The 25841-nt window shown below is 64.0% G+C and carries 24 protein-coding genes; 16 read left to right on the top strand and 8 right to left on the bottom strand.

Going from position 1 to position 25841, the window contains the following annotated elements; translation table 11 throughout:
- Window positions 1-6 precede the first annotated feature (6 nt).
- The 3 genes from gsiD to AABE10_RS02395 are packed head-to-tail and all read left to right on the top strand — an operon-like array spanning window position 7 to window position 2824.
- Complete coding sequence (gsiD, locus tag AABE10_RS02405) at window positions 7-912, top strand: glutathione ABC transporter permease GsiD (protein ID WP_342931690.1); 906 nt, start codon at window positions 7-9, stop codon at window positions 910-912.
- On the top strand, window positions 909-2003 hold the full coding sequence (locus AABE10_RS02400; protein WP_342931689.1) for a P1 family peptidase: 1095 nt from the start codon (window positions 909-911) through the stop codon (window positions 2001-2003). Before gsiD ends, AABE10_RS02400 begins: the two co-directional genes overlap by 4 nt.
- The gene (locus AABE10_RS02395; RefSeq protein ID WP_342931688.1) at window positions 2000-2824 is read left to right on the top strand and encodes a M55 family metallopeptidase; all 825 of its coding nucleotides are present in this window, start codon (window positions 2000-2002) and stop codon (window positions 2822-2824) included. Before AABE10_RS02400 ends, AABE10_RS02395 begins: the two co-directional genes overlap by 4 nt.
- Window positions 2825-2882: 58 nt before the next feature.
- On the opposite strand, the gene AABE10_RS02390 is transcribed toward AABE10_RS02395, so the two are convergent.
- Complete coding sequence (locus AABE10_RS02390) at window positions 2883-3812, bottom strand: Gfo/Idh/MocA family oxidoreductase (protein ID WP_342931687.1); 930 nt, start codon at window positions 3810-3812, stop codon at window positions 2883-2885.
- Between the two features lie 114 nt (window positions 3813-3926).
- Window positions 3927-4664: a FadR/GntR family transcriptional regulator gene (locus tag AABE10_RS02385; protein WP_342931686.1), complete on the bottom strand. Its 738-nt coding sequence runs from the start codon at window positions 4662-4664 to the stop codon at window positions 3927-3929.
- Window positions 4665-5013: 349 nt separating this feature from the next.
- Between AABE10_RS02385 and AABE10_RS02380 the strand changes: the two genes are divergently transcribed.
- From AABE10_RS02380 to AABE10_RS02345, 8 genes are all read left to right on the top strand, one after another.
- The gene (locus AABE10_RS02380; protein ID WP_342931685.1) at window positions 5014-5274 is read left to right on the top strand and encodes a hypothetical protein; all 261 of its coding nucleotides are present in this window, start codon (window positions 5014-5016) and stop codon (window positions 5272-5274) included.
- Window positions 5275-5520: 246 nt separating this feature from the next.
- The gene (locus AABE10_RS02375) at window positions 5521-5832 is read left to right on the top strand and encodes a DUF4148 domain-containing protein (RefSeq protein ID WP_342931684.1); all 312 of its coding nucleotides are present in this window, start codon (window positions 5521-5523) and stop codon (window positions 5830-5832) included.
- Window positions 5833-6139: 307 nt separating this feature from the next.
- Window positions 6140-9706 carry a response regulator gene (locus AABE10_RS02370; RefSeq protein ID WP_342931683.1) on the top strand — a complete coding sequence of 1189 codons (3567 nt, stop codon included), beginning with the start codon at window positions 6140-6142 and terminating at the stop codon, window positions 9704-9706.
- A gap of 14 nt (window positions 9707-9720) precedes the next feature.
- Window positions 9721-10569 carry a CheR family methyltransferase gene (locus AABE10_RS02365; protein ID WP_342931682.1) on the top strand — a complete coding sequence of 283 codons (849 nt, stop codon included), beginning with the start codon at window positions 9721-9723 and terminating at the stop codon, window positions 10567-10569.
- 46 nt (window positions 10570-10615) lie between these two features.
- Window positions 10616-11239, top strand: a complete 624-nt coding sequence (locus AABE10_RS02360) for a chemotaxis protein CheB (RefSeq protein WP_342931681.1) — start codon at window positions 10616-10618, stop codon at window positions 11237-11239.
- A gap of 9 nt (window positions 11240-11248) precedes the next feature.
- Window positions 11249-12361 carry a hybrid sensor histidine kinase/response regulator gene (locus AABE10_RS02355; protein WP_342931680.1) on the top strand — a complete coding sequence of 371 codons (1113 nt, stop codon included), beginning with the start codon at window positions 11249-11251 and terminating at the stop codon, window positions 12359-12361.
- A gap of 257 nt (window positions 12362-12618) precedes the next feature.
- On the top strand, window positions 12619-13512 hold the full coding sequence (locus tag AABE10_RS02350; RefSeq protein WP_342931679.1) for a DUF2242 domain-containing protein: 894 nt from the start codon (window positions 12619-12621) through the stop codon (window positions 13510-13512).
- 473 nt (window positions 13513-13985) lie between these two features.
- Window positions 13986-14573, top strand: coding sequence for a BPSL1445 family SYLF domain-containing lipoprotein (locus AABE10_RS02345; RefSeq protein WP_342931678.1), 588 nt, complete (start codon window positions 13986-13988; stop codon window positions 14571-14573).
- Between the two features lie 189 nt (window positions 14574-14762).
- Here AABE10_RS02345 and AABE10_RS02340 read toward each other — a convergent pair whose 3' ends face one another.
- Together AABE10_RS02340 and AABE10_RS02335 are read right to left on the bottom strand one after the other, a co-directional pair.
- Entirely contained in the window at window positions 14763-16793 is a 2031-nt protein-coding gene (locus AABE10_RS02340) for an acyltransferase family protein (RefSeq protein ID WP_342931677.1), read from the bottom strand.
- A 329-nt stretch (window positions 16794-17122) separates the two neighbouring features.
- Window positions 17123-18061, bottom strand: coding sequence for a GlxA family transcriptional regulator (locus tag AABE10_RS02335; protein ID WP_342931676.1), 939 nt, complete (start codon window positions 18059-18061; stop codon window positions 17123-17125).
- Window positions 18062-18189: 128 nt separating this feature from the next.
- Here AABE10_RS02335 and AABE10_RS02330 point away from each other — a divergent pair, with 128 nt between their 5' ends.
- Complete coding sequence (locus tag AABE10_RS02330; protein ID WP_342931675.1) at window positions 18190-19014, top strand: SDR family oxidoreductase; 825 nt, start codon at window positions 18190-18192, stop codon at window positions 19012-19014.
- Between the two features lie 157 nt (window positions 19015-19171).
- Here AABE10_RS02330 and AABE10_RS02325 read toward each other — a convergent pair whose 3' ends face one another.
- Entirely contained in the window at window positions 19172-20287 is a 1116-nt protein-coding gene (locus tag AABE10_RS02325) for a succinylglutamate desuccinylase/aspartoacylase family protein (protein WP_342931674.1), read from the bottom strand.
- Between the two features lie 92 nt (window positions 20288-20379).
- Window positions 20380-21156 (bottom strand): transporter substrate-binding domain-containing protein, encoded by a 777-nt coding sequence (locus AABE10_RS02320; RefSeq protein ID WP_342931673.1) that lies wholly within the window; start codon window positions 21154-21156, stop codon window positions 20380-20382.
- Between the two features lie 133 nt (window positions 21157-21289).
- On the opposite strand from AABE10_RS02320, the gene AABE10_RS02315 reads away from it, so the two are divergent.
- Entirely contained in the window at window positions 21290-22222 is a 933-nt protein-coding gene (locus AABE10_RS02315; protein ID WP_342931672.1) for a LysR substrate-binding domain-containing protein, read from the top strand.
- Window positions 22223-22445: 223 nt separating this feature from the next.
- Window positions 22446-23135, top strand: a complete 690-nt coding sequence (locus tag AABE10_RS02310) for an HD domain-containing protein (protein WP_342931671.1) — start codon at window positions 22446-22448, stop codon at window positions 23133-23135.
- A 185-nt stretch (window positions 23136-23320) separates the two neighbouring features.
- Here AABE10_RS02310 and AABE10_RS02305 read toward each other — a convergent pair whose 3' ends face one another.
- Window positions 23321-23668 (bottom strand): winged helix-turn-helix domain-containing protein, encoded by a 348-nt coding sequence (locus tag AABE10_RS02305; RefSeq protein WP_342931670.1) that lies wholly within the window; start codon window positions 23666-23668, stop codon window positions 23321-23323.
- A gap of 113 nt (window positions 23669-23781) precedes the next feature.
- On the opposite strand from AABE10_RS02305, the gene AABE10_RS02300 reads away from it, so the two are divergent.
- Complete coding sequence (locus AABE10_RS02300) at window positions 23782-24354, top strand: hypothetical protein (RefSeq protein ID WP_342932237.1); 573 nt, start codon at window positions 23782-23784, stop codon at window positions 24352-24354.
- On the opposite strand, the gene AABE10_RS02295 is transcribed toward AABE10_RS02300, so the two are convergent.
- On the bottom strand, window positions 24346-24849 hold the full coding sequence (locus tag AABE10_RS02295) for a hypothetical protein (RefSeq protein ID WP_342931669.1): 504 nt from the start codon (window positions 24847-24849) through the stop codon (window positions 24346-24348). The genes AABE10_RS02300 and AABE10_RS02295 overlap by 9 nt on opposite strands.
- Window positions 24850-25353: 504 nt before the next feature.
- On the opposite strand from AABE10_RS02295, the gene hpaR reads away from it, so the two are divergent.
- Window positions 25354-25833 (top strand): homoprotocatechuate degradation operon regulator HpaR, encoded by a 480-nt coding sequence (hpaR, locus tag AABE10_RS02290; RefSeq protein ID WP_342931668.1) that lies wholly within the window; start codon window positions 25354-25356, stop codon window positions 25831-25833.
- Window positions 25834-25841: the final 8 nt, after the last annotated feature.

The raw sequence follows: 25841 nt of genomic DNA, 5'->3' as shown, positions 1-25841 counted from the left end.
GCACGCATGAGCACGACCGCCGACAACACACGCGCCGTCGCGTCCCCTCACGGCGAGCGCGCGATCCGCACGCCGTGGAGCGAGTTCTGGCGCAAGTTTCGCAAGCAGCATGTCGCCCTCGCGGCGGGCGTGTTCGTGCTGCTGCTCGTCGCCGTTTCGATTGCGGGGCCGCACATCGTGCCGTACGACCCCGAAAACTATTTCGACTATGACGCGCTGAACGCAGGGCCATCCGCTGCGCACTGGTTCGGCGTCGACTCGCTGGGCCGCGATATCTTCAGCCGCATCGTCGCGGGCACGCGCATCTCGCTTGCGGCGGGGTTTGTTTCCGTGGCGATCGGCGCGATCGTCGGCACGTTGTTCGGGCTGCTCGCGGGCTATTACGAAGGTTGGTGGGACCGCATCACGATGCGCGTCGCCGATGTGCTGTTCGCGTTCCCCGGCATCCTGCTCGCAATCGGCATCGTCGCGATTCTCGGCAACGGCATGATCAACGTGATCTGCGCAGTGGCCGTGTTCAGCATTCCCGCGTTCGCGCGGCTCGTGCGCGGCAATACGCTGATGCTCAAGCATCTGACGTATGTCGAAGCGGCGCGCAGCATCGGCGCGTCGGACTGGACGATCATCATGCGGCACATTCTGCCGGGCACGATCTCGTCGGTCATCGTGTATCTGACGATGCGCATCGGGACGTCGATCATCACGGCCGCGAGCCTGTCGTTTCTCGGACTCGGCGCGCAGCCGCCGACGCCCGAGTGGGGCGCGATGCTCAACGAAGCGCGCGCCGACATGGTCACGGCGCCGCATATCGCGCTCTTTCCGAGCCTCGCGATCTTCCTGACGGTGCTCGCGTTCAACCTGCTCGGCGACGGCTTGCGCGACGCACTCGATCCGAAGCTGGACCGGCCATGAACGCGCCGCAGATGCCGCACATGCCGCATATCGGCGTGTTGCCTTCGGGCGCGCTCGGCACGATCGCCGATGTGTCGGGTGTGACCGTCGGTCATTGCACGCTCGATCAAGGCCCGATACAGACGGGCGTGACCGTGATTCGCGCGCATCGCGACGATCCGTATCTTCAGAAGGTGCCCGCTGCCGCGAGCGTGATCAATGGCTTCGGCAAGAGCATCGGCCTCGTGCAGCTCGAAGAGCTCGGCGTGCTCGAAACGCCGATTGCGCTGACCAGCACGTTCGGTGTCGCCGCCGTCGCGCAGGCGCAGATTCGCGCCGCCATCGCGAGCAATCCGCAGATCGGACGCGAATGGCCGACCGTCAATCCGCTCGTGTTCGAATGCAACGACGGGTATCTCAACGACATTCAGGCGCTCGCGATTCACGAGACACACTATGCGCAGGCGCTCGATGCAGCGGCCGCTGCGTTCGCTCGCGGTTCGGTCGGCGCGGGGCGCGGCATGTCGTGCTTCGATCTCAAAGGCGGGATCGGTTCTTCGTCGCGCGTGGTCAGCGTGTCGGGCCGCGATTTCACGGTGGGCGCGTTGGTGCTCGCGAACTTCGGCCGCCTGCCGATGCTGACCATCGACGGCGTGCCTGTTGGCCGCGAACTCGCGCCCGCGCGGCCCACGCAGGCAGCGCACGAAACCGTTTCGAAGCCCGAGCAAGGCTCGATCATCATGATCGTCGCCACCGATGCGCCACTCGACGCGCGCCAGCTCAAGCGTCTCTCGATGCGCGCCGCCGCCGGTCTCGCGCGCACGGGCTCGGTTTATGGACATGGCAGCGGCGACATCGCGCTCGCGTTCTCGACGGCCTGGACCGTTGCGCATGAAGGCGATTTCATCGCGACGCCGCCGCTCTTCAACGATGTGCGCCTCGATCCGCTGTTCCATGCATGCGCGGATAGCGTCGAGCAGGCGATCGTCGATGCGCTATGGTCCGCCACGTCGGTCACGGGTCGCGACGGTCACACGCGTCTGTCGCTGCATGATGCCGCGCCCGATCTCCAACAACGCCTCAAGCAACGCCTCACGCAGCGCAGCGCATGAAAGTCCTGATTTCCGTCGATATAGAAGGCGTCGCGGGCGTCGTCAATCCCGAGCAGACGCGCGCGGGCAACAGCGAATACGAACGCGCCCGCCGCTGGATGACGCTCGAAGCCAACGCGGCGATCGAAGGCGCGTTCGCGGGCGGCGCAACGCATGTGTGGGTCAACGATTCGCACGGCGGCTTTCGCAATCTGCTGCCCGACATGCTCGATGCGCGCGCGAACGTGATACTCGGCAAGCCGCGCACGCTCGGCATGATGGCGGGCCTCGAATACAGTCCGCAACTCGTGTTCATGATCGGCTATCACGCGATGGCGCAAAGCCGCGGCGTGCTCGCGCACACGATCAACAGCTTTGCATTCACGCACGTGAAGATGAACGGACGCGACGTGGGCGAAGCGGGACTTTACGGGGCGCTCGCAAGCGAATACGGCGCGCGTGTCGCGCTGCTTTCCGGCGACGATGTTTTCGCCGAAGAAACGAGGCCGTTGTTTCCCGAAGCGACGTTCGTGGTCACGAAGCACGCGACGGGTTACGCAAGCGCCTCGACGCTGACGCCGGAGCGTGCGTGCATCGCGATCAGGCAGGCGGCAACGGACGCCATCGCGAGCCATGCAGGCCGCGACGCCTTGCAACGCGCAACGCCCCAGCCCATCGATATCGAATTGCGCGTGCAAACCACTGCGCTCGCGGACCTGTTCGGTCAGATGCCGTCGCTGGAACGCGTGGACGGCGTGACGCTGCGCTTTTCGACGCCATCCGTCGAGCACGCGGTGCGCACGCTGAACTGTCTGTCGGCGATGTCGTTCATGTTGCGCTGATGTCAGTGCTGGAATCAGCGCTGGTTTCAGGCCAACGCAGACGCGCCTTTCGCGGACGCTAGTCGCAAAACGCCTCGACTTCCTGACGACGGCCAAGCAGGAATGCATCGGCCACGAGCCGCAGCGGGCGCACGTCGACATCGTGTTCGCCATGCGTGACGAGCCAATGGAACCGCTCATACAGCGACGGATATTCGCGCTCGGCGCCGACCTCAACCGGCTTGCCCGCAATCGCGAGCTTCTTGCCGCCTTCGCTCAGGTGCAGCACGCCGTCCGTCGTCGTCACTTCGATTTCCCATTGCTCGACGGGACCATGACGCCAGTCGAATTCGGCACGCACGGGCACGCCCGTCTCGTCGATGCAATCGAGTTCGGCGGCAATCGGCGTCTGCACGTTCGCGGGCACCGATAGCGTCGCCGCGCGCAATATCACCTCGCGCGGCAGCATGTGCGTGATGATCGACAGCGCGTTGATACCCGGATCGAACACACCGAGTCCGCCCGGCGTCCAGATCCAAGCCTGGCCCGGATGCCAGCGGCGCACGTCTTCCTTCCAGCGCACCTGCACCGATTGCAGCGTGCGCGCCGCGAGCCATTCGCGCGCCGCCTCGACTGCGGGCGCGTAGCGCGAGTGCCATGTCGCGAACAGCGTGCGGCCCGCGGCGCGCGCCATCGAACGCAGTACCTCCACTTCATGCACGCTCGCGCCCGGCGGCTTTTCGAGCATCACGTGCTTGCCCGCCGCCAGCGCGGCGCGCGCCTGGTCGAAGCGCACCTGCGGCGTCGCGCAAAGCGACACGGCGTCGAGTTGCGGCTCGTTGGCAAGCATCTCGTCGATGGTCTTGTAGTTGCGCACGCCGTCGACCTGCGCATTGCGGCTCGCGCACGCGACGAGCTCGAAGCCGTCGAGCGCGGCGATAGCGGGCAGATGCTGGTCGCGCGCGATCTTGCCGACGCCGACGATGCCGATGGAAAGTTGGGTGTTCATAGCCTGGGCGATGGAGCTTCGAGGAAGTAGCGGGTTGCCGGTGGATTGTCGGTGGGTTCGTATCGGCGGGCTCGGCCTGACACAAGCGCAGCGAACGGCGTGGCGCGACTCACTTCACGCAGTACGCGCCGGTGTCTGCGTGTCGATGCCGAGGATCGTATCGGCGTCGGCGCGCGCGTTTTCGAGCTGCACGAGACTGGCCTGACGCGCGGCGAGCGCGTCGCGGTTCTGGATCGCGGTGAAAATCGCCTTATGGCGCGGCAGCGACAGCGCGTACGTGTCGGGGTGGCGGCTCGTCAGCTTGATCGATTCCGACAGCGCCAGCGACATCATGTTGCCGATATACCCGAGCATGTCGTTGTGCGTCGCGGCCATGATCGCGCGATGAAATTCGAGGTCCGGCTCCAGCAGATCGCCGGCTGTTTGCGCGCGTTCCATGCGCTCATACGCGGCACCGATGCGCGCGAGGTCTTCGTCCGTTGCCGCCGTTGCGGCGAGCGCGGCCGCCGCCGGTTCGATGATGCGACGCACCGTCATCAGCGACAGGAAGAACTCGCCTTCGGGAATGCTGTTGAGCGTCCAGTAGAGCACGTCGGGGTCGAGCATGTGCCACTCTTCGCGCGGCCGCACGACGCTGCCCACGCGCGGCTTTGAAATCACGAGGCCCTTTGCGACGAGCACGCGCGTCGCTTCGCGCAGCACCGGGCGGCTCACGCCGTATTTTTCGCAGAGCGTCGCCTCGGCGGGCAACCGTTCGCCCGGCAACAGCCGGCCGCTGACGATCTCAATGCCGAGTTCCTGCACGATCCGCGCATGCAGGCTTTTGCGTTGCTGAAGATGCCGGTAGTCCATGATCTATTTGTTTTAACCGTGCGTATGCGGATGGCCGGACCGATCCCGTTGCGGCGCGCCATCGACAGGCTCGCGCGATCGCTCCGTATGGGCCATGCAAGCATAGCATGGGGGACACGTGCCACCCGCTGCTTCAGCGATGCATGCGCGGCGCGCGTCATGTCAATCTGCTCATATCGTCATGCGCGCGGCCAATGGGGTTGGGTTCATTTTTTGCTTGATCGTCGCGTGGACGGCTGCTTTACTCGAATCGAAACGCGAGCGGCGCCAGCGGCCATCCTCGAACCAGACGACAAGAGGCGCGACCGGAGATGCAACGCGCGCATTCACCTCGACACGGACCACGGCAATGAAGCTGAAACCACTCGCCTTCCTTGTTGCATGCGTGGCGGCGGCGAACGTCGGCACGGCCGCGACGCGCGACGAGCAGACCAAGGCCTGCAAGCACGACGCGATCAGGTTCTGCGCGATCCACATCCCGAACAGGCAGAAGATCGAAGCGTGCATGAAGGCCCACTACGACAAGCTGTCGCCGAAATGCCAGGCGATGTTCGACGCCCCCGACGATGACGACGCGCCTTCGAGCCAGGCGGGCTCTGACGGGTCCTGACGCGACGATCGCATGGAGATTCGTCAGATCGCCGTCCTCTACGTTCACGGCGATGCCCAGCGCGCTGTTCGCGCCGCGCTTCGCCGTCTGCATTGAAGCGCGCACGCCGATCACATAGCTCTCGTCGGCGCGATCGCGGGCCCTTTCCAGGCGCGATCTCTGCGTGTCGGATACATTGGACCGGCCGGATCGGCGTGTCGTCCGACGTGAGAACAGCAACCCTCTTCCATGGCACAGGAGAAAAAAATGCATATCGCGAGAAAACTGATCGTCCTCTTCGCCTCGGCCTCGCTGGGAGTCGGCGCGGCGGCGCCTGCGTTCGCGCAAAACACGGACGCCTCGGGCAGCACCGATACGGCGGGCGCAGCCGCTTCAACCGCGAAGCCGACGAAGGCGCAGCGCAAGCAGGCGCGCAAGGAGGCGCGCGCGAAGCGCAACGCAGAACTGAAGAAGCTCGAGGACGCGGGTTATAAACCGTCCCACAACGATCCGAACTACCCGCAGGATTTGCAAAACGCGCAGAAGAAGGCGGGCATCGGGCAAGGCGCGAGCCAGTAGCTAGCCGTCATTTCAACCGTCATTCGGTTCGCAGAGCCGCACGCGGCACCTTTTGCGTGCGGCTTCGCGATCGCGTGCGGCGCAACGCCGTCGCGAACCGCTTCGCCATCTCTCTTCGTTGCCGCGTTCAACTCCGGCACGAATTTCTCTGTGTGATACTTCGTCGCTTGACCACGCAACGAATTGCGTGCTGAATCACGCACGTAGCCGTGCAGCCGCACGTTCCGGCTAAAAACTAAAGACGCCACCGCCTTTCAAGTCAAAAATGCCGAACCCATCTCACGACACTGACGGCCACCGGGAAAAAATGACCAGCGTCGCGACTGTCGATCGAATCGCTTTTCGTCGCGTCCTCCGCCGCAATATCGCGCTGCCGCTCGTGCTCGGACTCGTCACGATCGCGCTGTTCGTCGCATTGATCGCTTATCTCGTCAATACGATCAGCCGGGTCGAGCATTCGGAGCGCGTGATTGGCGATGCGAATGAAATGCTGCGGCTCGCCGTCGATCGCGAGTCCGCGATGCGCGGCTTTCTGATCACCGGCGATGAGACCTTTCTCGCGCCGTATCAGCTCGGCAAGCCGCGCTTCCGGACGCAGATCGATTCGCTGATCCAGTCGGTGTCCGACAATGCTACGCAAGCCGAGCAGCTCAAGCGCATTCGGGCCGTGCAGCAGCGTTGGGACCAATACGCGGAGGAAATGATCGATCTGCGCCGCCGCAACATGGACTACACGGCCGACGTGAAAATGGGGCGCGGCAAGGTCGAATTCGACGAGACGCGGCGGCTGTTCGGCGAGTTCCTGTCGATCGAAGAGGCGTTGCGGCAACAGCGCTCCAGCGACGCGCGCAATATGACGGCCACGCTGGTCGGCGTGTTTCTCCTCGTCAGCCTGTCGATCAGCGGTCTGATCGCGTATCGCGGGCGGCGCGATCTGTTGACGCTGTCGGAGTCATACGACGCCGTGCTCGCGCGCCAGGCCGAACACAACGAAGTGTTGCAGCAGCAGATATGGCTGCGCTCGGGACAGCGTCTGCTCGCCGAAAAGATCGTCGGCCAGTCGAGCTCCGCGCTCGTCGGCCGGGCGATGCTCGAGTTTCTCGCGCAGTATCTCGACGTCGTCGTCGCGGCGCTGTACGTGCGCGAGCGGGCCACGGCCAGCCTGAAGCGCATCGCGACCTATGGCTTCAGCGAGGAGAGCGAACAGGCGGCGCGCTCGTTCCGCGAACCCGAAAGCCTGATCGGCCAGGCGGCCGTGTCGTGCCGCACGCTCGTGTTGAACGACGTGCCTGACGACTACGTGAAAGTGGTGTCCGGCACGGGCATGAGCCCGCCGCGCAATCTGATCGTGATGCCCATCGAAAACGACGGCGCCGTGAACGGAGTGATCGAGCTCGGCTTCATGCGCAGCATCTCGGCACGCGACCATGAGTTCCTGCAACTGATCGCGAACAGCATGGGCGACTTCATCGAGGCCGCGCTGTATCGCGAGCGCCTGCAGGACGCGCTCGCCGAAACGCAGCAACTGAACGAAGAATTGCAGGTGCAGCAGGAAGAATTGCGCGTGTCGAACGAGGGACTCGAAGAGCGTAGCCGCGCGCTGGTCGAATCGCAGGCGCGCCTCGAAGCGCAGCAGGCCGAACTGGAACAGACCAACGTGCAGCTCGAAGACTACGCGAAGCGTCTGGAGCGCCAGAAAGCCGATCTGCTCAGGGCGCAGGATGAACTCGCCGCAAACGCCGCGCGTCTCGAACAGTCGAGCCGCTACAAGTCCGAGTTCCTTGCGAACATGTCGCACGAACTGCGCACGCCGCTGAACAGTTCGCTGATTCTCGCGCGTCTGTTACAGGAGAACCGCTCCGGCAACCTGACGGAAGAACAGGTGCGCTACGCGGAAACGATTCATGCGTCGAACAGCGATCTGCTTGTGCTGATCAACGACATTCTCGATCTGTCGAAGGTGGAAGCCGGGCAGATCACGATCGACGACGAAACGGTGCGCATCGAATCGATGCTGCAATCGCTGCACGAAATGTTCGAGCCGATGGCGGCCGCGAAGCGTCTGAAGTTTTCGGTCGAAACTTCGCCGGGCGTGCCCGATACGATCGTCACCGACAGCCAGCGCGCCACGCAGATTCTGCGCAACCTGCTCGCGAACGCATTGAAATTCACCGAGCAAGGCGAAGTCGTGCTGACGGTCGCCGCAAGTGACGCAGGCACGCTGCGCTTCGACGTGCGCGACACGGGCATCGGCATCGCCGCCGACAAGCTCGAGCTGATCTTCGAAGCGTTCCAGCAGGCGGACGGCTCGACGAGCCGCCAGTACGGCGGCAGCGGCCTCGGCCTGTCGATCTCGCGTGAGTTCGCGCGGCTTCTGGGCGGCCACGTGAGCGTCGCGAGCGAGCCCGGCAAGGGCAGCGTGTTCACGCTGTGGCTGCCGGTGCAACGGACGGGCGACGCGCACGCTGTCGCGTCGGCGGGTGCCGAAGCGCTGACGGCTCCCGCAGTTTCGACAAGGCCCGCGCCGCCCGCCGCCGAAGCGTTGACGCACCCAGCGCGGACCACGCCGCCGCCCTCGCCCGTCGCGAGGCCCGCGCATCAGCGCGTGGAGCCGGCGCCGATCAACATGCCGATAAACGCATCGATCAACAACGGGCCGCACACGATCGCCGACGACCGCGCGAACCGCCGCCATGAAAACCGCCTCATACTCGCGATCGAAGACGACATCGCGTTCGCCGAAATCCTGCGCGATCTCACGCACGAGCTCGACTTCGATTTCGTGCACGCCGCCGACGGGACGACGGGCCTCGCGCTGGTGCGCGACATGCAGCCGACGGCCGTGCTGCTCGACGTCGGCTTGCCTGACCGCTCGGGGCTGACCGTGCTCGAATGGCTGAAGAACGATCCCGCCACGCGGCACATCCCGATTCACATCGTGTCCGCAACCGATCACGCGGAAAAAGCGCTGCATCTGGGCGCAGTCGGCTACACGTTGAAGCCCACGGCACGCACGACGCTCGAAGCCGCGATCCGCCGCCTCGAAAGCCGTCTGCAGCAACGGATGAAACGCGTGCTGGTGATCGAGGACGACGCGGCGATGCGCGAAAGCATCCGCGCGTTGCTGCAAAGCGAGACGACGGAGATCGTCGCCGCCGCGACGCTGGCCGACGCGCTCGACCATCTGTCGTCGACGCACTTCGATTGCGTCGTGACGGATCTCGCGCTGCCCGACGGCACCGGCTACGATCTGCTCGAACAACTCGCCGCCGACGTCACCCATCAGACGATGCCCGTGATCGTCTACACGGGCCGCATGCTGTCGGGCGACGAAGAGCACCGGCTGCGCCGCTACTCGAAATCGATCATCATCAAGGGGGCGAAATCGCCGGAACGGCTGCTCGACGAAGTGACGCTGTTCCTGCATAGCGTCGAGGCGTCGCTTGCGCCGGAGCAGCAGCGCATGCTGCGCACCGTGCGTCAGCGCGACAATCAGTTCGAGGGCCGCACGATCCTGCTCGCCGAAGACGACGTGCGCAACATCTTCGCGCTTTCGCATGTGATCGAGCCGCTCGGCGCGACGCTCGCCATCGCGCGCAATGGCCGCGAGGCGCTCGACGTGCTCGCCAACGGACGCGACGTGGATCTCGTGCTGATGGACATCATGATGCCGGAGATGGACGGCCTGACGGCAATCGGCCACATTCGCGGCGACGCGCGCTTTGCGCATCTGCCCATCATCGCGCTGACCGCGAAGGCGATGGCGGAAGACCGGGTGCGTTGCCTCGAAGCGGGCGCCGACGACTACATCTCGAAGCCGATCGATGTCGACAAGCTGATCTCGCTGTGCCGCGTGTGGCTGAGGCAGCGATAGCGCGCGGAGCCACGATGAGCCGTTTCTCGTACGACGATTCGCCGCAAAGCGCGCACGACTTCGACATCGAATTGAAGCTGCTGCTCGAAGCGGTCTATCTGAAGTATCAGCATGACTTCCGCCGCTATTCGATGTCTTCGCTGCGGAGGCGTCTTGCACTCGCGCTCGACGAGTTCGGCGTCAGAACGCTGTCGCAGTTGCAGGACAAGATCATGCGCAGCGAGACGGACTTCACGCAGCTCTTTCACTATCTGACGGTGCAGGTCAGCGACATGTTCCGCGACCCGCCCTACTTTCTCGCGCTGCGCGACCACGTGCTGCCCGTATTGCAGACCTATCCGTCGATCAAGGTGTGGGTGGCCGGTTGCAGCACGGGCGAGGAGTTGTGGTCGCTCAAGATTCTCTTCGACGAAGCGGGCCTCACCGAGCGCACGCTCTTCTACGCGACCGACATTAATCCGGACGCGCTTTCGCGTGCCGAAGCAGGCATTTACGCGCTCGACCGGATCGCGGGCTTCACGCGCAACTATCTGGCCGCGGGCGGCAAGCGCTCGCTCGCCGATTACTATCACGCCGCGTATGGCAGCGCGCGCTTTGCGGGCTCGCTGAAAGAGCGGGTGGTCTTCGCGGACCACAGCCTGTCCACCGACGAAGTCTTTCTCGAAGCCCACCTCGTGTCGTGCCGCAATGTGCTGATCTATTTCGATCGCGGCTTGCAGGACCGCGCACTCGGCCTCTTCAGGGACACGCTGGTGCGGCGCGGCTTTCTCGGTCTGGGCAGCAAGGAGAGCTTGCGTTTTTCGAACCAGTACGATGCTTTCGACGAGTTCTGCGATCGCGAGCGCATTTACCAGAAGCGTTAGCGTGCACACCCCCACCATCCAGTTTCCACCGATCTATCGACGCCGTATGAATACACCTCGTCCGCCTTCCGCATCCAGCGCGGCCGCGCCGACGGATGCGCGCGCGCTCGACGCCGTCGTGATCGGCGCGTCGGCGGGCGGCATCGATGCGTTGAACGTGCTGTTGCCCGCGCTGCCTGCCGGGTTCGGCGCCGCGATTCTGATCGTCACGCATGTGCCTGCCGATACACCGAGCTATCTGCCCGAAGCGTTCGGCTATCGCTGCGCGCTGCCCGTCATCGAGCCCGATGCGGGCGAGCCGGTGTTGCCGGGCCGCGTGCATCTCGCGCCACCCGGCTATCACATGCTGGTCGAAGACGACGGCACGATCGCGCTGTCGCTCGATTCGACGGTGTGCTTTTCGCGGCCGTCGATCGACGTGCTGTTCGAATCCGCCGCGCACGTCTATCGCGAGCGGCTGCTCGGCATTCTGCTCTCGGGCGCCAACGACGACGGCGCGCACGGCCTCGAAATCATCCGCGCGATGGGCGGCGTCGCGTGGGTGCAGGACCCCGATACGGCCGCCTCCACGCCGATGCCGCGCGCGGCCATCGAGCGCGGCGCGGCCGACGAAGTGCTTTCTCCAACCCTGATGGCCCGGCGCCTTGCCGGATTGCCAGCCACACACTAGAACGATGACATGACGAATTCACCCGTCAACATTCTGATCGTCGACGACATCGCCCATAACATCACGGCGCTCGAAGCGTTGCTCGCGCGTCCGGGCGTCGAGCTGCTGGTCGCGAACTCTGGAACGGCCGCGCTCGATCTGCTGCTCAAGCACGAAGCCGCGCTCGCGATCCTCGACGTCAACATGCCCGGCATGAACGGCTTCGAGCTGGCATCGCTGATGCGCGGCAGCCCGCGCACGTCGCACGTGCCCATCATCTTCCTGACGGCCACAGCCGAAGACGCATCGCGCACGTTCCGCGGCTACGAAGCGGGCGCCGTCGATTTCCTGCACAAGCCGATCGATACGCGCATCCTGCAATCGAAGGTCGACGTGTTCGTGCAGTTGGAGCAGCACAAGCGGCAGCTTGCCGATCAGTTGCTGACCACGCGCCAGTTGCTCGAAGCCAACGAAATGCTGATGGCCGTGCTCGGCCACGATCTGCGCACGCCGCTGGGCACGGTGCTCGCGTCGGCGGAATACCTGGCGCGCAATGCGCCCGACGAGCAGTCCGCCACGGTCGCGGGCCGCATCAAGAACAGCTCGATGCGCATGTCGCGGATGGTGCATCAACTTCTCAATCTCGCGCGCCTGCAAGGCGGACGCATGCAGCTTCAGCCGCGCACGGCCGAACTGACCGCGCTGTGCCGGGGCGTGATCGAGGAGTTCGCGACGCACGAGCGCGCCGGCCAGATCACGCTGAACGCGCGCGGCAATTCGACGGGAAGCTGGGACACCGATCTGCTGTGGCAAGCCATTTCGAATCTGATCAGCAACGCGTTGCATCACGGCGAGCACGACAGCGCGATTGCCATCGACGTCGACGGCGAAGCGCCGAACTGGATCAGGCTGACGATCAGCAATCGCGGCGTGATTCCCGCCGGCGTGCTGCCGCATCTGTTCGAAGCATTCGGCTCGAACGGCGCCGGCGAACGTTCGCGTGAAGGGCTTGGGCTCGGACTGCACATCGTTCACAAGATCGTTCACATGCATGGCGGCAAGGTGACGGCCAAGTCGGATGAATTCGCCGGAACGGTGTTTTCGCTCGATCTGCCGCGCGTCGCGCAAAGCTGGGTGCGTTGAGCGTCGCACGGGCGCATCGTGCCCCGGCTTTCGAAATGGCTCGTCATGCGCTGATGAAAGCGTTCCCGCCGTGCTCACGACCCTTGTGCGGCGCGGGCTGGCGTCCGCGCCCCGTTTTACGCGCGGTGCGGCGTCTGCCGCCCGATGCGGCGACATATGTTGCGTCCCGCACGACCGTCGCCGTCCGTAATAACGGCCTGGCCGAAACCGCACTACAATGCTTGCCGTCCGACGTCTCGTAGTTCGCTTTTTTCGCCATGTCCAGCCGCCCGTCCCGAGTCGCTCTCGCTCTGACCCTGCCCGCGCTTGCCGTGCTCGCCGCGTGTTCGACGCCGCCCAAGGCGAAGCTTCAGGAAGACTTCGTCAACAGCAGCGCGAGTCCCTATACCCGCACGTTCCAGGTGGGAAGCACTGAAGCCTGCGAAGGCGCGCGCCGCGCGCTGCTGAGCCAGGGCTACATGACGACGCTGGTGCGCCCCGATACCGTCGACGCGAGCAAAAATTTCCAGCCCGCCAGCGACTCGCATTTCACCGTGGAATTTCATATCGTCTGCACGTCGGGCGACGATGCGACGAACAGCAGCATCGTCTATGCGAACGCGGTGCAGAGCGGCTATGCGCTGAAGAAGAGCGATACGTCGGCGAGCGTGGGGCTGAGCGTGCTCGGCTCGCTGTCGCTGCCTATCCGCTCGAACAGCGACGCGATGGTGAAAATCTCCAGCGAAACGATCCAGTCGGGCAAGTTCTATAACGGCTTCTTCGATCTTGTCGGCCACTATCTGGCGAGCGTGGTGCGCAGTTCGCCCGTGCCCGGCGATACGATCAGCGCCACGCCGCTGCCGATGCCCCCCGCTCCGCCCGCGCTCGTCGTCACGCCGATGCCCGCGAAGCTGGGCGGCAACGCAGCGCCCGTCATCATGCCTGCGGCGCAAGCGCAAGCGGCGGCAACTGCAACACCGGCAGCATCGACAAGCCCCACGACTCCGGCATTGCCCGCGACACCCGCGGCGCAGGTTGCGGCTCCCATCACGCCCCTGACACCCCTCGTCCCCACCGTCCCGATGATGCCCGCGCACCAAACAACCGCACTCGATAGCACGCCCGCGATTGCAGCGTCGCCGGCATCGGGCGCAACTGCGTCGCCGCAGTAGTCGCAGTAGTCGCAAGCGCGGGTTCGCTGCATAGGTCGGAATCGAAATCGCCGCTGCCACGCGGCGATTTTCGTTTCCGGTGGCTCGCCCACGGAAACGATCGCGCATCGCGTTTCGCGTCGCGACACGCTGGCACTACCTCATGAAGAATCGCCCATCGTCACAGGTCTCTTTGGCGCTATTCACGCGACTGTTTTTCGCAACTTCCGCGCATTTCTGATATTGGTTGAAACAGCGCGGCTGTCGGGTTTCCGTATGTGTACGCACCCGAACATCCTTCGCTGATGGACCACTTCGATCTACTGTTCCCGATCGTCATGCCAACGCTACGAGGGTCGAGCGCTTGAGATCGGGAGGACGCGCGTGATCGCAAACGCATGCCGCGACGCGTGGCGTGTCGCGTGTTGCGTGTTACGTGCAATCGCGCGTGCAGATGTGCATTTCCCTCAACGCTTCATACACGGAGAACGACAATGCAAAGAAGACACTTCGTAACAGCAAGTGTTGCTGCCCTCGCGTACGGCGGTCTGTTGCTGTCGGGTTGCAGCACCACCACGAGTAGCGGGGAGTCGGCCGCTACGGACATGTCCAAGCGCCAGTCGATCGATGCGAGCGTCGACGGCACGATGGCGAAGCTCTATACGAGCGTGCAGGGCTCACGCGAACTGGTGGCGAAAGCGCGCGGCGTGCTCGTGTTCCCTTCCGTGCTTCAGGTCGGGTTCGTCGTCGGCGGGCAGTATGGCGAGGGTGCGCTGCGTGTCGGCGGCAGCACGGCGGGCTACTACAGCACGGTCTCCGGATCGTTCGGCCTCACGGCGGGCGCGCAGTCGAAGGCGCTCATCTTCCTGTTCATGACACAGGACGCGCTGGACACGTTCCAGAACTCGAAGGGCTGGTCCGCGGGCGCGGACGCATCGGTCGCGCTGATCAAGGTGGGAGCGAACGGCGCAATCGATACGTCGACGGCAACCGCGCCCGTCGAAGCCATCGTGATGACGAACTCCGGGCTGATGGCCGACGTGTCGCTCGCGGGCACCAAGGTCTCGAAGCTGACGATCTGAATGGCTGGAGTGCGCGCGCCGCGGGCTGTGATTGCGCAGCGGCGCGCGTGAGGTTAGGTGGCTTGATGGTGGGCCAGCGCGATGGCGCGCCGCTCGTTTCTTCGCATGAACAGTGGCTAGTGAGAAGCGGCGCGTCAGGCCATCCACCGCACCTTTCGCCTTTCGAGCGATCCCGCTGCAAGCCCCTCCTTATTGCACAGCCGCCCTGCTCAAAATCGCATCCAGTTCGCCGGGATGTCGCGCCATGTACTTCGGAAACAGAAGCCTGCTGCCGGCCGCGCTCAAATGGTGGTAGTCGTCGAACCGGTAGATCGGCAGACCATCGAAGCTCAACGAGCAGGTCGTGGCCGTACACGGCACGTCGTACGTGTGCATGATGTCGATTTGCGGGTACTTCTCCTTCAGACGATGCAGCATCGCCTTGATCGGCGCGTGCTGCTCGCGCGCGATCGACGCGTCGAACTGGCACGCATGACGATGGACGGGGAAAAGCAGATCGTTGTTGAATCTGCAGTTGATCAGCTCCATCGGAATCATCGGCACGTCGTCCATCAGGACCACGTGTTTGCCGGCAGCGGACAAACTGGCGATGGTGTTGCCAAGTTCGCTCTCCAGTTGACCCGGCACGAAGCCGTGACCGTTCGGACGCGCGGCGGGGTCCATCGACAGGTTCTGATAGTTTTGCCACGCAGCCGCCATGAATACCGTCCGGATATCCTCTCTCGACAGCGCGTAGTTCATGACCAGCCTGTCATGCTCGACACAACGCCGATGGTCCTGGAGATAGCTGATATCGCCGGGCTCCGGCGGCTCGTTCCCGATTGGCGGACACAGTGTGAACGCAACGTCGTGGATCGCCATGTGCTTCTGCTTGCCGAGCTCGTCGAGAAAATAGACGAGGTGGTACGCGTGCGAATCGCCCCACAGCATGGCCTTGTCGTTCGATGCCGGGTCCCCGAGCGTACACGTCGCCTTGTCCGTGATCGCAACTTGCGACCAGCATTTCTTGCCTCGCGGCAGGTCGAACAGCGCGTCGCCGGACCAGCGCACGTCATCTTGAATGCGGGCCGGATAGGCAAAGAGAAACCCGTCCGTCAACTTGCCCGTGCCGGCCAGCGCTCCCGACACGACGAGTGGCATCAGCAGGAAAGCGAGCAGCGCCCGGCGTGCAGGCATCAGCGAGCGGCGCGCAACGCCCTCGACATAGCGATAGGTGAGCACTGACAACACAAACGCGATGGCGATAGCCGCTGCGTAACCTTCCGCCGAAGCGAGTTCCAGCCGCCGAAAGGCGAAATAGACCGGCCAATGCCACAGATACAGCGGATACGAGATGCGGCCGACGAACACGGCAGCCGGGTTTCCAAGCATGCGTTGCAGCGCGATCGCCCGCCGGCCCGCGTAGATGACGAGCAGCGCGCCGCCGCACGGCACGATCGCGCCAGCGCCGGGAAACTGCGCTGTCACGCTGAGGCCGAACACGCCCGACAGCACGATGCCGAGGCCAGCGACAAACACCACATCGAACAATCGCGACTTCGAAGGCTCGCGGTCGAACTCGCGCAGCGCGAGCAGTGTGCCGACGAGAAATTCGAAGGCCCGGTATTGCGCGAAGTAGTACGCGCCCGGCGTCGCCTTGTGTGCCGCGGCGATGGCCCATCCGAACGATGCAGCCGTGAGCAGCGCAATAGCGGGCGCCAGCCAGCGGCGAGCTTTTCGGTGCAGCCAGAAAAGCAGCAACGGCAGAACGACGTAAAACTGTTCTTCGACCGACAGCGACCACGTGTGCAACAGCGGTTGATCCGCTGCCTTTGCATCGAAATAGCCCGTCTGCCGGGACAGAAAGATGTTCGACGTCATCGTGGCGACGGCGAGTATGTTTTTCGCGAGGTGGAAGCTGTCCTCGGGAAACGCAAAGAGCAGGCTGAATGCGAACGTAGCAGCCAGCATCACGTACAGAGCCGGGGCGAGGCGCCTGGCGCGGCGCGCATAAAACCCCTTGAACGAAAACGCGCCCCGCGACAGATCGCCGAGCAGCGAGGTCGTGACGACGAAACCGGATATCGTGAAGAAGACGTCGACGCCGGTAAATCCGCCCGCGAAGGTTGCGTAGCCGGCGTGACACAACATGACGGCAAGGACGGCGACGGCGCGAAGACCGTCCACGTCGGGCCTGTAGTTCGGGGAAAGATGAACGGGCAGTTTGCGAGCTTGCAGCATGGAGTTGGGCCCTCTTGCGGGGCCATGGGCGGTGACATCGGGAGCGGTCGGGCGATGGCGTAAAGCCGGGCGGACCAGCGGCATCCACGGCGGCCGTGCGCCGTGCCAGCGAATGCAACGGGTCCGTGGCAGCCGTCATCGGCAGCAGCCGGAGAAACGGCGAATGATACAGGCACGCGACCGATACATCTGACTTTTGCGGTATCGGCGTTGTCGGTTCGCGTCAGAAGAATGCGCGTTGGGTCAGGCCGTATTCTTATGCTTGGGAATCAGCGGTCAGGCAACGGCGAGGTGAAAACGGCCGTCATATCGGTCGCGGCTCGATCTCATCAATCGATCCCCCGCGTCATCCGTTGAATCGCCTGCGGCGGCTGGCCGTACGCGCGCAAGAACGCCCGGCGCATGCGCTCGCGGTCGCCGAAGCCCGTGTCGCGCGCGACCACATCGACGCCGTGCCGCCCCGTCTCGAGCATCAGGCGCGCCGCCTCGACGCGCAAGCGCTCGACCGCTTTCGCCGGCGTCTGCCCCGTCTCCTCCCTGAACGCGCGCGTGAACTGGCGCGGGCTCAGATGCGCGGCGTCCGCGAGTTGCTCGACAGAAAGCGGCGTGTGCAGATTGCGCCGCGCGTACGAGAGCGCCGTCTGGATTCGATCGGACTTCGGCTCCAGTTCGAGCAGCGCGGAGAACTGCGATTGCCCGCCCGCGCGCCGGTGATACAGCACCAGCTTGCGCGCGACATGGCGCGCGAGCTCGACGCCCGCGTCCTTCTCGACGAACGCGAGCGCGAGGTCAAAGCATGCCGTCATGCCCGCCGACGTCCACACGTCGTTGTCGATGATGAAGATGCGGTCCTCTTCGACTTTCACGGCCGGGTAACGCTTGCGCAGATCGTCGGCGTAAAACCAGTGCGTCGTGGCGCGCCGTCCGTCGAGCAGCCCAGCTTCGGCCAGATGGAACGCGCCCGTACACGCCGCCGCGACGCGACGCGTGGACGGCGCCGCGCGCTTGAGAAATTCGATCAGCGATGGCGTCGATGGCAGCAGATCGTTGTCGCCGACGATCAGAATCGTGTCGAAGCGGCTGTCGTCGAAAGGCTCGGTCGTCACCGTAAAGCCCGACGAACAGCGCACCGGCCCGCCGCGCTCGGAGAGCAGCACGAACTCGTACAACGGCTCGCTCACCTCGCGGTTGGTGAACTCGAACACCGTCGTCATGCCCAGATTCATCACCTGAAAACCGGGGAACAGAACGATTCCGACGCGCAACATGACTTCACTCCAGCGATGTCCTAAAAGGTGGCATCTATGACATTGAGGCCATGTGAGTATGCACCTAATCTTGCGGACATGCAGCCGACGCGACGTCGAACTGCATCCCTCACCTCAGGAGCATTGTCATGTCGAATTCTTCGAATCCGAATTCTTCGAACTCAAGCCTTGGCACGGCCGTCGTCACGGGCGCCTCGTCGGGCATCGGCGCCGTATACGCGGACCGCCTCGCGCGCCGTGGCTACGATCTGATCGTCGTCGCCCGCAACCGCGCGCGTCTCGAACAACTGGCCAACCGCATCACGAACGAAACGGGCCGCTCGGTCGAAATCGTCACCGCCGATCTGAACGACGACGCCGACATGCGTCGCATCGAAAACGTGCTGCGCACGGACGCAAGCATCACGATGCTGGTCAACAACGCGGGCTTCGGCGCGGCCGCGCCGCTGCTGGATGCGGACGTCGATACGATGGAATCGATGATCAAGCTGAACGTCGTCGCGCTGACGCGGCTCACCTACGCGGTCGCGCCCGCGTTCGTCGCGCGCGGCGGCGGCAACATCATCAACATCGCGTCAATCGTGGCGATTGCGCCGGAGATGCTGAACGGCGTCTACGGCGGCACGAAGGCGTTCGTGCTCGCGTTCACGCAGTCGCTGCATCACGAACTGGCGAGCAAGGGCGTCAAGGTGCAAGCCGTGATGCCGGGCGCGACGCGCACCGAGTTTTTCGATGTCGCGGGCGTGCCCATCGGGATGCTCGAAGAACAAGGCATCCTGATGTCGGCGGAACAGATGGTGGATGCGTCGCTCGTCGGCTTCGATCGCGGCGAACTCGCGACAATTCCGTCGCTGCCCGACTACGCCGACTGGCAGGCGTTCGAATCGGCCCGCGCGGCACTCGGCCCGAACCTGTCGCGCAGCGTCCCCGCCGAGCGGTTCAACGTGGCTTAACGTTGTGCTTCGGCACGCGGCGCGGCTAGTGGTTCGCGCCGCGTGCCCGTCCCTCGCACGGCGAGTTTATGCGCCTAAACTCACGCCCGAGGGCTGGGCAACCTCGCCCGGCAACTCACTCGGCACTCTCGCCGACAACCTCATGCGCCCCACGCCTTCATGCGCCGAGCAGCACGCCTGTCCGGACAGGCTGCGTGCCCGTCACGCGGCCAAGCGGCGCGCCCGCCGTCACGAAACGGATCGCGCGGCGCATGTAGAACACGCCTTCCGTGTGGCTGGTGAGAGTCGTGGTCTCGTCCGTCAACGGATCGACGATATCGAACAGCGGATCGCCGACGCGGATCATGTCGCCGATATTCGCCCGATGCACAAGGATGCCGCTCACGGGCGCATAGAACTGCTCGCTGCCTGCCAGCGGCGTCGCGGGCATCGGCAGTTCGGGCAGCGGCTTCGCGTGGCCCTCGATCGCGTTGCGATACGTCAGATAGTCGACGAGTGCATCCGCGTCCCGTTCCGCGACTTCGTATGACACGTCGCGCTGTCCCCGGCATTCGATCGTCACCGCAACCGTGCCCGTCGGCATGGGCTTGCCTGCGGGCATCTGCTGTTGCAGGTGCCACCACAGCAGGCTGTGTGTTTCGTCGAATGCCTGGCCGCCCGAGTCGGTCGCGAGCAGCGACGCTTGCGAACGCAGATAGCGCGCGAGCGGCTCGATCTCCGGCCACCCCGCCTCGCTCGTGTAGACGTGCATCACGGCTTCGAGCGAGCAATGCAGATCGATCACGACGTCCGCATCGTACGAGAGCTTCAGCAGCGCGAGTTGCAGCGACTCGTACTCGGTGAGCGGCTTTTGCGCGTCCAGCTCTTCACGCACGAGTTCGCGAATCAGATTGCGATTCGCCTGCGCATCGTCGCCAAGCCGGTCTTTCGCGCGGTCGAGCGGCGTCGTGAACTGCATGAAATGCCGGTTGAAGTTCTTGCCGCTGCCCGCTTCGAAGCGGCCGAGAAACTGGCCCAGCACGTGTTGCCCGAGACCAACGGGATTCGCGACGGGCACGAGCACGATTTCGGCGTTCAGCAGCCCTTGCGCTTCGAGTTCGATGAGACGTCGTTTGAGCAGCACCGTCGTCAGCATTGCGGGGGTTTCGTCCGCGTGCAGCGACGATTGAATGTAGATTTTTTGCCCGCTGCCTTGCGGGCCGAAATGAAACGCGACGAGTTCGCGCGAGGTGCCGATGGCCGGCGAGAGAAGCGGAATCGATTGCCTGTTCATGTGACTTTTGCGTGACCGGTAGGTCGCTTGAAGGATGACCCGCGCGTCAGTTGCCGAGGCGGTTGCGGGGTCGGTTGCAGCTCAGTTTCGGGTCAATTGCCATACGGATCGAAATCGAAATACTTGTGCGCGATGTGCGCGTACGTACCGTCCTTCAACATCGACGCGATGGCCGTGTTGATCGACGCCTGCAACGCGGTTTCGTCCTTGCGCAGTCCGATGCCGACACCGCGATCGCCCATGTCCAGCGGCTCGCCGACGAACGCAAAGCCCTTGCCTTGCGGCGTGCGCAGAAAGCCATAGTCGGCTTCGACGGTGCCGAGCAGCGCGCCGTCGAGACGCCCATTGATCAGGTCGTTGAACACTTCGTCCTGGCCCTTGTACGCGACCACGTGCACGCCTGCGGGCGCCCAATGCGTCTGCGCGAACGACTCGAACTGCGTGCCCGATTGCACGCCGATCTGCTTGCCGGCGAGCGTCGCGGGCGCGCTACCGTTCAGCCCCGCGCCCTGCCGCGCGACCAGACGCGACTTGAACTGGAACAGCTTCGACGAAAACAGAATCTGCTGCTCGCGCTTCGCGGTGATCGCCATCGACGACATGATCGCGTCGATCTTGCGTGCCTGCAGCGCGGGGATCATGCCCGAGAACTCCAGCTCGACCCACTCGCAGCGCGCATGAATGCGCTTGCAGATTTCATTGCCGAGATCGACGTCGAAGCCCTTCAGGCTGCCGTCGGGCGCTTTCGAGTCCATCGGCGGATAGGTCGGGTCGATGCCGAGGCGGATCGCGTCGTTATCGCGCGCGAATGCGCCTTGGCTTGCAAGACCCAATGCGGCTAGCAAAAGGATCAACAGTGGCTTTTTCATGGCTGTCAGGCGACGGAAGGGAGCAGTTGCGCTCGATCGTACGGCGCGGCCGTGATCCGAAAAAGTGCAAATCTGTCTATCATGATCACTTTTACCGAACGCGCACTTCCCGCCGCATTTGCCCTCTTCGACGATGCCCCTGACCATTTCGCAGCTACGCGTATTCACCGCCGTCGCCGAGCACGGCAGCATCCGCGCTGCGTCGCGCGCGCTCGGCATCGCGCAGAGCGGCGTCACGCAGCAGTTGCAGAACCTCGAGGCGATGCTCGGCGCAACGCTCTTCACGCGCACGAATCGCGGCATCGCGCTCACCGCGCTCGGGCAACGGATGCTGCAACGCGCGGCGACGATCCTCGGCGAATGCGCGCGCGCCGAACATGAGGCGCAACAACTGCGCGGCGAGTACACGGGGCAGGTGACGTTCGGCATGACGACTGAGCCGCTGGTCGACGCGGGCGCGCCCGTGCTGACGGAGTTCCGCGAGCGCTTCCCGCGCGTCGCCGTGCATATGCGGACGGGCACGTCGCGCATGATGATTTCGTGGATACGCGAGGGCACGCTCGATTTCGCGATCGCACTGGTTTCGAAGCACACCGATACGACCGATCTCTCCGTCACGAAGCTGTACGCGTCCGATCCCGTCGTCGTATGCCGGCGCGGTCATCCGAAGGCCCACGTAAAGTCGCTTGCCGAACTCGCGGACTGCGCGTGGATCGCGACGCGCTCGCCGAATCTCACCGACGATCCGCAAGCGCATCGGCTCAACGATCTGTTCAGCAGCCATCGGCTGAAGCCGCCGACAATCGTCGCGACGGTCGAAGGGCTGTTCGAGTCGCTGCATCTCGTGAGCGAAACGGATTGCCTGTCGCTGGAGGCATCGGTGGTCACGAAGCGCGGGCCGTTTGCGCGCGTGCTGACCACGATCGACGTGCGCGAGCGCGCGGGCGAGCAGCAGGTGTGCGTGCTGCAGCGGGCCGCCGCGCCGCTCACGCCCGCCGCGCAGGAACTCGCGACGATGATCGCGTCGTACACGCGCACCGTGCGCGCGCGGAACAGGAACGCGTAAAACACGCACGCGTGATCGGCTTCGAAAGCGCGCGAAGCTCCCGAAAATCCTCACCTGAAGCGCCATCGGCGGACGTTGGCAGAAAACCGCGCGCGGTTGGCAGCATCGCGCGTATCAATGCTTTTGCCGCGTGCAAGGGCTCTCCCTACACTTTGGTCACACGCCGCTCGCACGCATCGGCAATGCGAACGGCCATCGCCGAACACGTTCAGGAGAACCCGAAATGAGCGAAATCATTGCAGGCATCAAGATTCCCGACAGCAAGCTGGCACGCGAAGCTACGCAGCTCGTGCGCGACACCGAAACCGATCTGCTCTATCACCATTCGCGTCGCGTGTTTCTGTTCGGCGCGTTGACGGGCGAGCGCAAGCAGCTGAAGTACGACCCGGAGCTGCTGTATATCGGCGCGATGTTTCATGACATGGGCCTGATGGAGAAGTACAGCAGCAAGCACGATCGCTTCGAAGTCGACGGCGCGAATGCCGCGCGCAATTTCCTGCAAGGCTATGGCATCGACGAAAACGACATCGACATGGTGTGGGACGCGATCGCGCTGCATACGACGCCTGGCATTCCGCAGTACAAGAAGCCCGTGGTCGCGCTGGTGACGGCGGGCGTCGAGATGGACGTGCTGGGCCTCGCGTATGACGAGTTCTCATCCGAGGACCGCAAGCTGGTCGTGGCGGCGCATCCACGCGGCGAGAGCTTCAAGGAGAACATTATCGAAGCGTTCGCGACCGGCACGAAGCACAAGCCACTGACGACGTTCGGCAACGTGAAAGCCGACGTGCTCGCGCTGAAAGACCCGGAATACAAGCGCCTGAACTTCTGCAGCATCATTTTGGGCTCGGCGTGGAACGACTCGAACGTGCAGCTCGGCGCGTGCCGCAATCCGGCGCATAACCATGCCTGAGCGCGAGCCGCGCAACCGCGCAACGTCAGGCACTCAAGACCGCGCTCTTCTCGTCAAGGTCTGTCGACGATCAAGCCGCTTGCAGTCTCCGCTCAAGCGTGCGTTTGAATCCGCGTTCGTGCGAGCGCGGATTCCTTTTTTCGCGCAACGCATCGCGCCATTAACTCTATCGGTGATCAGTGGCTTTAGCGGCTCTTCGCCGCCTTCACGAGACACTCCGACAGCTTGTCGAAGTGCTTGAGCGCCGCCTGTGTGAGTTCGATCTGCTTGCGGCGCGTGTCTTCCGTATCCGTGAGCATGACCCAGCCCTTGTCGCGCATCGACTTGAGCCGCGCATGCAGCGTCGCGGGCGAGCCCAGTTCGCTTCTCGCCATCATGTCGCGCACGGACAGGCGCTCCTTGCTCTGGCCCGCGCGCGCGACCAGTTCCAGGATCTTCTCTTCCAGCGGGTCCAGCGACGGCAACGACGGCAGGCCGCGCAAAGCTTCGGCCAGTTGCAGGAAGCGAAGGTAGATGTCCGCGGGACGCGTCATGCACGAAGTTCCGGTTCGGCGCCTTGCCGGGCGCGCTCGGGTTCAGGTTGCAGGAAAGCTGGATGGGCTATCATCGCGGCTGTTTGCAACAGCAACAATCGGATTTTACGACGGTGTCACGCTTTCAGTTGCACTTGTATTCGGTGACGGGCACGGTCGTCGTGTTCATCTTCTCGCTATGGGCAAACGAGCAGATCTTCACGCACTCGCAATTCGTGCGCGGCGTGAACTGGATCTACCTGCCCGCGGGCATCCGCCTGCTGAGCACGCTGCTGCTCGGCGCCGACGGCGCGCTCGGCTTGCTGATCGCGAGCTGGATCGTCAACTTCGCGTTCTTCTTTCCGAACGACATCGTGCGCTCGCTCGCGGGCGGCATCATCGCGACGGCGGCGCCATACGGCGTCTATCGCCTGTCGCGCGAACTCTGGGGTTTGCAGGCGTCGCTCGCGAATCTCACAGCAAAACGCCTGCTGATCCTCGTGCTCGCGTATTCGATTGCGAGCCCACTGCTGCATCACATCTGGTTCGTGCTGCGCGGCGATACGCAAAACATCGTCGAGCGCTTTCTCGCGATGGTGATCGGCGATCTGACGGGCACGCTGATCGTCATCTATACGCTCAAGGGCGTGCTGTCGCTGCTGCCGCGCCGCCATGTCACTCGACCGGCCGAGCCGGGTTCAAGCTGAAGCCTGAGCGCGGCACCGCTGAAGCTGCGCGTCGAAGCGCGGCCAGTCGACGGCCAGCAACGGAATCGTCGCATCGCCTCGCGCGCGGTAGAAGAAGTAGCGCATCCAGCCTTCCATGATGACCGCCTTGCCCGTCGACAGCAGGCACGGCGGCCGCGCGATTGCCGGATAGCGCATCACGGGCGCCTCACGCGCGAGCTCTTCCAGTTGCGCGCGCGCCGCCGCCCTGGCGTCGTCGCCGTCGCCGAACTGCGCCGCGAGATGCCCCGTCACGGCTTCGTCCACCTGATGCGCGAACATTTCGACGTACGATGCCGCGACATCATCGATATACGGCGCGATGCCGCGATAACTCGATGCGTCGGCGTGCGTGCGCCGCATTGCCGCCATTTTCGCCGGCAGCGGCAACGCGCCGAAACGCGTCGCGCCATGATGAAGCGCATCACGAAACGCCGGGTAGCGCGTCAGCCATGCGGATGGAGCGCTGCTGTCCAATTCGCCGTTCTCTTGCGGCGTATGTGAATGAACAGCGCGCTCCTTATGTACTGCTGTTTGCACCAGCTCTCTCAGGTTCATCGTTATAAAAATTATATCAATATGGCCGCACCGATGTCGACCTTCGTTCGCTTCTGTCGCTCATCGACAACGTTGTCAGTCAGCGATAGTTCATGTGATAAACATCGCGCCGCCGCCGTTCGGCGTTAGCTATAAAAAATATAACGATGAGCGGCCGATCGCGCAAGGCTATCCGGGAAAAACAGCGAAGTCCCGCAGAATAAACCGACCAGGCAGTCGGCGGATATAGATCCAGGGGATGCCCGGAACCGCTGGCGGATTGGCGCTTTCGCATCGCACAGCCCGACTTCCGCCGACGTCACGCGACAGCCGGTCCAACGATTGCAGCCAGCGTCAAAAATCAAAACCGGTTTTGCCACTGTCGCGCGGGCCGCTTTACTTATATCCTAGCGAATCGCTTTTCTGGCTTCGACGTCGACGTTCATGACCCGGTCCCGCACTCCCGAGCCGCGCCCGATGCATCGCAATCTGCCGATGCTCCTGTTGCGCGCACGCGAACTGATGATGGCGCGCTTTCGTCCTCTGCTGACGGCGCAGGGGCTCACCGAGCAGCAGTGGCGCATCATTCGCGCGCTGCATGAAAACGGGCCGCTGGAGCCGCGCCAGCTGTGCGCGCTCTGCACGATTTCGAGCCCGAGTCTCGCCGGCGTGCTCGCGCGCATGGAGGATCTCGGTCACGTGACGAAAGAGCGTTTCGAAGACGATCAGCGGCGCGTGCGCGTGTCGCTGACGGCGCAGAGCGCGGAGATCGTCGAACGGATGGCGCCGCTTCTGGAAGCCGAATATCGCGCGCTGGAAAGGCAGGTTGGCACGCAGCTCATCGACGATCTGTATGTGGCCGTCGATGCGCTGATCGGCGAACTGGCCAAACGCGACGAAGGGGAGGAAGGCGAGCCGGAGTAGGAGGCGTG

This window comes from Paraburkholderia diazotrophica (assembly GCF_038900755.1).
GTDB classification, from domain to species: Bacteria; Pseudomonadota; Gammaproteobacteria; order Burkholderiales; family Burkholderiaceae; genus Paraburkholderia; species Paraburkholderia diazotrophica_A.
The sequence above is the reverse complement of the archived record's forward strand: the minus strand, read 5'-3'. Positions and strand labels throughout refer to the sequence as shown.

Excerpts from the sequence above, each read along its gene's own strand:
- AABE10_RS02340 (WP_342931677.1), bottom strand. The coding sequence starts at position 16,793 with ATGCTGCAAGCTCGCAAACTGCCCGTTCATCTTTCCCCGAACTACAGG.
- AABE10_RS02370 (WP_342931683.1), top strand. The coding sequence starts at position 6,140 with ATGACCAGCGTCGCGACTGTCGATCGAATCGCTTTTCGTCGCGTCCTC.
- AABE10_RS02350 (WP_342931679.1), top strand. The coding sequence starts at position 12,619 with ATGTCCAGCCGCCCGTCCCGAGTCGCTCTCGCTCTGACCCTGCCCGCG.
- AABE10_RS02400 (WP_342931689.1), top strand. The coding sequence starts at position 909 with ATGAACGCGCCGCAGATGCCGCACATGCCGCATATCGGCGTGTTGCCT.
- AABE10_RS02310 (WP_342931671.1), top strand. The coding sequence starts at position 22,446 with ATGAGCGAAATCATTGCAGGCATCAAGATTCCCGACAGCAAGCTGGCA.
- AABE10_RS02325 (WP_342931674.1), bottom strand. The coding sequence starts at position 20,287 with ATGAACAGGCAATCGATTCCGCTTCTCTCGCCGGCCATCGGCACCTCG.
- AABE10_RS02320 (WP_342931673.1), bottom strand. The coding sequence starts at position 21,156 with ATGAAAAAGCCACTGTTGATCCTTTTGCTAGCCGCATTGGGTCTTGCA.
- AABE10_RS02315 (WP_342931672.1), top strand. The coding sequence starts at position 21,290 with ATGCCCCTGACCATTTCGCAGCTACGCGTATTCACCGCCGTCGCCGAG.
- AABE10_RS02335 (WP_342931676.1), bottom strand. The coding sequence starts at position 18,061 with ATGTTGCGCGTCGGAATCGTTCTGTTCCCCGGTTTTCAGGTGATGAAT.
- AABE10_RS02385 (WP_342931686.1), bottom strand. The coding sequence starts at position 4,664 with ATGGACTACCGGCATCTTCAGCAACGCAAAAGCCTGCATGCGCGGATC.
- AABE10_RS02345 (WP_342931678.1), top strand. The coding sequence starts at position 13,986 with ATGCAAAGAAGACACTTCGTAACAGCAAGTGTTGCTGCCCTCGCGTAC.
- AABE10_RS02390 (WP_342931687.1), bottom strand. The coding sequence starts at position 3,812 with ATGAACACCCAACTTTCCATCGGCATCGTCGGCGTCGGCAAGATCGCG.
- hpaR (WP_342931668.1), top strand. The coding sequence starts at position 25,354 with ATGACCCGGTCCCGCACTCCCGAGCCGCGCCCGATGCATCGCAATCTG.
- AABE10_RS02380 (WP_342931685.1), top strand. The coding sequence starts at position 5,014 with ATGAAGCTGAAACCACTCGCCTTCCTTGTTGCATGCGTGGCGGCGGCG.
- AABE10_RS02365 (WP_342931682.1), top strand. The coding sequence starts at position 9,721 with ATGAGCCGTTTCTCGTACGACGATTCGCCGCAAAGCGCGCACGACTTC.
- AABE10_RS02330 (WP_342931675.1), top strand. The coding sequence starts at position 18,190 with ATGTCGAATTCTTCGAATCCGAATTCTTCGAACTCAAGCCTTGGCACG.
- gsiD (WP_342931690.1), top strand. The coding sequence starts at position 7 with ATGAGCACGACCGCCGACAACACACGCGCCGTCGCGTCCCCTCACGGC.
- AABE10_RS02360 (WP_342931681.1), top strand. The coding sequence starts at position 10,616 with ATGAATACACCTCGTCCGCCTTCCGCATCCAGCGCGGCCGCGCCGACG.
- AABE10_RS02375 (WP_342931684.1), top strand. The coding sequence starts at position 5,521 with ATGCATATCGCGAGAAAACTGATCGTCCTCTTCGCCTCGGCCTCGCTG.
- AABE10_RS02355 (WP_342931680.1), top strand. The coding sequence starts at position 11,249 with ATGACGAATTCACCCGTCAACATTCTGATCGTCGACGACATCGCCCAT.
- AABE10_RS02395 (WP_342931688.1), top strand. The coding sequence starts at position 2,000 with ATGAAAGTCCTGATTTCCGTCGATATAGAAGGCGTCGCGGGCGTCGTC.
- AABE10_RS02305 (WP_342931670.1), bottom strand. The coding sequence starts at position 23,668 with ATGACGCGTCCCGCGGACATCTACCTTCGCTTCCTGCAACTGGCCGAA.